We start from the raw sequence: 5,022 nt of genomic DNA, 5'->3' as shown, positions 1-5,022 counted from the left end.
GCGCCGCATCAGCGGCTGTAAACGGCATGCGAGACGTTGCCTTCCGCGATGCCAAGGCAATGCCCCAGTACAAAGTACCTAACGAGCTCAGGGCTGCAGCGAAAACCGAGCGATTGAACGCCCAAGGGTGCTGAACATGGGGTACATCGGCCGCAGATCAAGCGTGGACTTGAGAGTGCGAAAGGCGTCTTCCACTTCTAGCAGTTGCTTGTAGCCCAAGGCCACGTCTTCCGGCGACAGCGTATCGTCGGAGGTTCTCAGGAGGTATTTGCCTTCAAGCCGCGCTTCCTTCCTCACCTTATTCTGATCGATGCGGGGGAAGTCCCTGGCGTCCAGCATGAGGCACTTCCCGAATCGCTTTCTCGTTACGACTTTGCAGACGGCCTTGGTGTGTTCCTCGCCGGTGACCGACTGATGACAGATACATTCGTCCATTGTGCGAAAAGTAGGGTGCGAAGCCAATCTATCTTCATACCAGCGGTCACTGCGCGTGGTCGGATATCGAGGGCTTCGTGGGGAAGCTGCGCCCTGGAAGAGTGGCGCCCATCCACACTGAACACGCGGAGCGCTTTGTGGAGCGACTACCCAACGTGTGTCTTGTTGAATGACGGAGAAGTGTGCGAATTGCTTGAAGGACAATGAAGAGGGCCCAGCGAACATAGCCTTTGCAGTGGGAGGCGGGATACAGGAGGTGGCGTTCCACATGAAGCACGTTCCAGGCAGAGCCGGCAGCTATGAAGATGCTGGTCGAGGATACCGCATGTTTATCCCGGCGGCACTTCCGCCTGATCCGCCATTGGAATTGAACGGCGACACTATCAACCTTCTCTCTGAGGCTGACATCGCGCTTGGAAGGCTTGACGGTGTGGCGGAGTTCACTCCCAACCCCAACCTATTCCTTGCCATGTATGTCCGCAAAGAAGCGGTCATGTCATCACAAATCGAGGGAACTCAGGCTACGCTTCTTGACCTTCTGAAGTTCGAGGCTGAACGCGGTGAAGGAGATATTCAGGCCGAAATCGGTGAGGTTGTCAGCTACGTTGCTGCTATCAACTATGGGTTGAGCCGTTTGGCGCAGCTTCCTTTGTCTCTCAGGCTCATCAAAGAGACGCATGCGCGGCTGATGCAGGATTCCCGTGGATCGGCCAGGGATCCAGGGGAGTTTCGCAGGATTCAGAACTGGATTGGTTCGGGGGCCGATATCACGAAGGCTTCATTTGTGCCTCCGCCTCCCGATGTCATGTTAAGGGCTCTGTATGACTTGGAGAAGTTCATGCAATCTGACGTTCCCATGCCGGTGCTTGTTAGGGTGGCATTGGTTCACTACCAGTTTGAAACGATACATCCGTTCCTTGATGGGAATGGGCGTCTCGGGAGGCTTCTAGTGACTCTTGTTCTTTGTGAGAAGGGTGCACTAAAGAAACCGATGCTTTACATCTCATACTACCTCAAACGATACCGGTCAGAGTACTATGAGCGTTTGATGGCAGTTAGGGATGCGGGTGATTTTGAAGGTTGGATAAGGTTCTTCCTTCAAGCCGTGATCGATACCGCCAACCATGCCACCAGCATAGCCAGGCAGATAGTGGGTTTGAATGCGGCTCATCGGCGTCGCGTAGCCAGCGAATTCGCGAGGTCGCCGCAGGCTCCGGCTTTGCTTGAGTGGTTATATGATAATCCGATAACGTCGATACGGAAAGCTGCCGAAGCACTACGTGTAAGCATCCCAACCGCCACGAAGTTGGTGCGGTCCTTTGAGGATCTTGGAATCCTTGTGGAGACTACAGGGGGTATGAGAGGAAAGCTATATGCCTATCGCGACTATCTGTCGATTCTATGCGACGATGATGCGGCTTTCGAAGCATCTACAGCAGTGGATCAAGCCCTCAGCATGCGGTTACGTGGACACGTGTGACAAAATGGAGGGGCCTCCTTATTAAAGAGAACGCCCACATTGTTTAATAAGCTCTGCGAAATCGGTGCTCTTGTTAAGGCAGGCTTTAATGAGGGCGCCTTTCTGTTTCAATGGGACCGCAGTGCATATTCCGGCCCAGGTGAGTAGCCCCGGCGAATCGCACCCCGAGGCCCTCGCAGAACCGTACTTGAACCTCTCAGCTCATCTGGCTCACGTTATCCAGCCTACGGCAATACCTCCAATTGCTAGTGCACAAACAGCCCCTGCTCGCGCCTAGCAACCTTCCTCAACCAGTGCGTCGCCCGCCGCTGATTGGCAAGCTTCTTGTACTTCCGCCGGACCCACCGGACCAAGGCTCGATTCATGTGCTTGAGTACAGAGTACAGTTCCGACTTGTAAAAGCGCCCATAGTAGTTGATCCAACCCCTAATCATAGGATCGAGCATCCTCGCCAGATCTTCAAGAGTCTTGTCGGGCTTCAGGTGCATGCGCCAGTTGTGAATCGCCTGCCGCATTGCCTTCTTCGCCTTGTTGCTTACTACCGGCCAGAAAGCGGTTGGCCATTGCCCAAAACTGAATAACGCAACCCCTGCGCTCCGCATCGGTACTCTCGCCCTTGCGGGTCCTCCGCTTGGACTTCTCCCTTGGCATCGGAGGGCAGGTTCCCACGTTCCTAACCGAAGCCTGCGCCGCGTTCACGCCGCCTGCATGCCGGCCGCCACCTGGACAGTAAACAGGCATCTTCCAGGCTCGTCCCGAGCTAACGACTACCTCTCGGTTTTGATGGCGTCCCTACGCTTTCGACACTTTATCAGCGGTTCACTTGTGTTCGTCTCCATCGGCGCTTACCTGACGAAACCTCGTTTCGCCTTTTCCGCAACGCTCACCACCATGGCTTTTCGTCCACAGCGGCTTGCGGTGGTTTGGAGCCTCCACCTGTCTGGCGGCTCCGGAGGGCCCTCCCCCATCTTCGGCTAAGCATGTCCTCCAGGCTATCAGCCCGTTTGCCTTCGTGGCGCACAGTCGTCCGCCGATTCCGGAGCAATTCGTCCGGGGCGGCTGCCTCGGTTCGGAGCTGAAGCGCGCCGGCAACGATGCCACAAGATAGCCTCGCAAAGTCACAGAACTCCGACAAGCAAGATGTTTGTGGGAGGGTGATTGGGGACCGTGGCAAACGTAAGCGTCAAATGGTGCCCACATAGTCGAGGGCCAAACCACATGAGATAATCGCCCCTGAAGGCATAGATGTTGGGGGAGATGTTCATGTCACAGGCCGAAAGGTTACTCGAGTGGAAAGCCAGGATAGCCGAATTCAGAGCCAGCGGGCTCAGCGGATCCAAGTGGTGCGAGAAGAATGGCTTCAGGAAGAAGCAATTCTTCTACTGGCTCGCCAAGTTCAAGGAAGCCGATACCCAGCTCGAGGCTCCAGCACAGTGGCTGCAGGTGCAAGCGTGCGAACCGGAGGCCCTCGCCAGCACTATTGAGATCAGGATCGGCAAGGCAACCGTGGAAGTGAAGCCTGACTTCGATCCCCAGCTGCTCGTTAGAATTGTACGCGCCCTCGATCTATGCTGAACGATGCCATTGCCGAGCGTGTTTATCTGGCCTGTGGCAGCACTGACCTGCGCAAGTCCATCGATGGCCTGGCTGCCCTTGTCAAAGAAGGCTTCGAGCTTGATCCCTTCTCTCCCTGCCTGTTCGCTTTCTGTAACAGCCAGCGCGACAAGATCAAGTATGAGTAACACAAAGGCAAATGCCAGCTTAATGACGGATCTCGAGAAGGAGATCGATCGGCTGCGGCGGGAAAACGCCGAACTGCATGCCAGACTCAAATGGCGTGAAGAGCAGTTCCGTTTGAACCAGCAGCGTCGTTTCGGCGCTTCCAGCGAACGCTCTGATGACACGCAGCTGCAGCTCTTCAATGAGGCTGAGTCGGAGGCGCAGCCTCTGCTGGCCGAACCCACCATAGAAAAGATCACCTACGAGCGCCGCAAGCGGGTTGGTCGCCGCGAGGCCATGCTGGAAGATCTGCCTGTTGAAACCGTGGAATACCGCCTGCCCAAGGAGGAGCAGGTCTGTTCGTGTTGCGGGAGCCCTCTGCACGAGATGAGCACCGAGGTGCGCCAGGAGCTGAAGATCATCCCCGCCGAGGCCAAGGTCGTGAACCACGTGCGCTACGTGTATTCTTGCCGCCAGTGCGAGCAGAACGAGATCACCACGCCCATCGTGACGGCGCCTATGCCTGCGCCGGTCCTCAAGGGGAGCATAGCTTCTCCCTCCGCCATGGCCTTCATCATGACCCAAAAGTACCTTTACAGCTTGCCGCTCTACCGTCAAGAGCAGCAGCTTTCCCGCATGGGGATAGAACTCTCACGTCAGACGCCGGCCAACTGGATGATCTACGCGGCTGACAGATGGCTGGCGCCCCTCTACGAAAGAATGCATGAGCAGCTGCTTGAGCATGACATCCTGCATGCCGACGAAACCACGCTTCAGGTGCTCAATGAGCCGGGCCGGCCGGCAGAATCGCAATCCTTCCTCTGGCTATTCCGAACAAGCAGGGATGGCCCCCCAAGCGTGCTCTATGACTACCAGCCCACAAGATCAGGGACTGTTCCGCGCCAGTTCCTGCAAGGCTTCAAGGGCTACCTTCACGTGGACGGATACTCCGGCTACCACGGGATGCCCGATGTTGCCTTAGTGGGCTGTTGGGCCCATGCCCGGCGTGGGTTCGACGAGGCGCTGAAGGCTTTGCCTGCCTATAAACGCTCCGCAGACGTAGCCGCCAGGGAAGGGCTGGAGTTCTGCAACCGGCTCTTCGCCATCGAGCGCGGTCTTGAGAACGCATCCGCGGGTGAACGCCGCCATGCTCGCCTTGAGCGGAGCCGGCCTGTGCTGGATGCTTTTCTGGCATGGCTCAATGAGCAGTCCTCAAAGGCGCTGCCCAAGAGCGCCTTTGGCAAGGCGGTGGCCTACTGCCTCAACCAGTGGGATAGGCTCGAGGCTTTCCTGCAGGACGGACGGCTGGAGCTTAGCAACAACCGGGCGGAGCGGTCGATCAGGCCGGTCGTGATAGGCCGCCGCAACTGGCTATTCGCCAACACTCC

Annotated in this window: 6 protein-coding genes; 4 read left to right on the top strand and 2 right to left on the bottom strand. The window is 57.0% G+C overall.

All coding sequences use genetic code 11. The features are described 5' to 3' along the window. Positions 1-87: 87 nt before the first annotated feature. The gene (locus VB144_13490) at positions 88-339 is read right to left on the bottom strand and encodes a hypothetical protein (GenBank protein MEA4884639.1); all 252 of its coding nucleotides are present in this window, start codon (positions 337-339) and stop codon (positions 88-90) included. A 289-nt stretch (positions 340-628) separates the two neighbouring features. Here VB144_13490 and VB144_13485 point away from each other — a divergent pair, with 289 nt between their 5' ends. After that, the gene (locus VB144_13485) at positions 629-1,915 is read left to right on the top strand and encodes a Fic family protein (protein MEA4884638.1); all 1,287 of its coding nucleotides are present in this window, start codon (positions 629-631) and stop codon (positions 1,913-1,915) included. Positions 1,916-2,160: 245 nt separating this feature from the next. Here the strand turns inward: VB144_13485 and VB144_13480 are convergent, their stop codons facing one another. Then, complete coding sequence (locus tag VB144_13480; protein ID MEA4884637.1) at positions 2,161-2,517, bottom strand: group II intron maturase-specific domain-containing protein; 357 nt, start codon at positions 2,515-2,517, stop codon at positions 2,161-2,163. A 661-nt stretch (positions 2,518-3,178) separates the two neighbouring features. Here VB144_13480 and VB144_13475 point away from each other — a divergent pair. The 3 genes from VB144_13475 to VB144_13465 all read left to right on the top strand — a co-directional run. Continuing rightward, a complete protein-coding gene (locus VB144_13475) occupies positions 3,179-3,490 on the top strand; it encodes a hypothetical protein (GenBank protein ID MEA4884636.1) in 312 nt (103 codons plus the stop codon). Next, positions 3,484-3,657 (top strand): IS66 family insertion sequence element accessory protein TnpB, encoded by a 174-nt coding sequence (tnpB, locus tag VB144_13470; GenBank protein ID MEA4884635.1) that lies wholly within the window; start codon positions 3,484-3,486, stop codon positions 3,655-3,657. Before VB144_13475 ends, tnpB begins: the two co-directional genes overlap by 7 nt. Positions 3,658-3,679: 22 nt before the next feature. Continuing rightward, on the top strand, positions 3,680-5,022 hold a 1,343-nt coding region (locus VB144_13465; protein MEA4884634.1), incomplete at its 3' end, for an IS66 family transposase.

This window comes from Clostridia bacterium (assembly GCA_034926675.1).
Lineage (GTDB): Bacteria > Bacillota > DTU025 > DTU025 > DTU025 > JAYFQW01.
The sequence above is the reverse complement of the archived record's forward strand: the minus strand, read 5'-3'. Positions and strand labels throughout refer to the sequence as shown.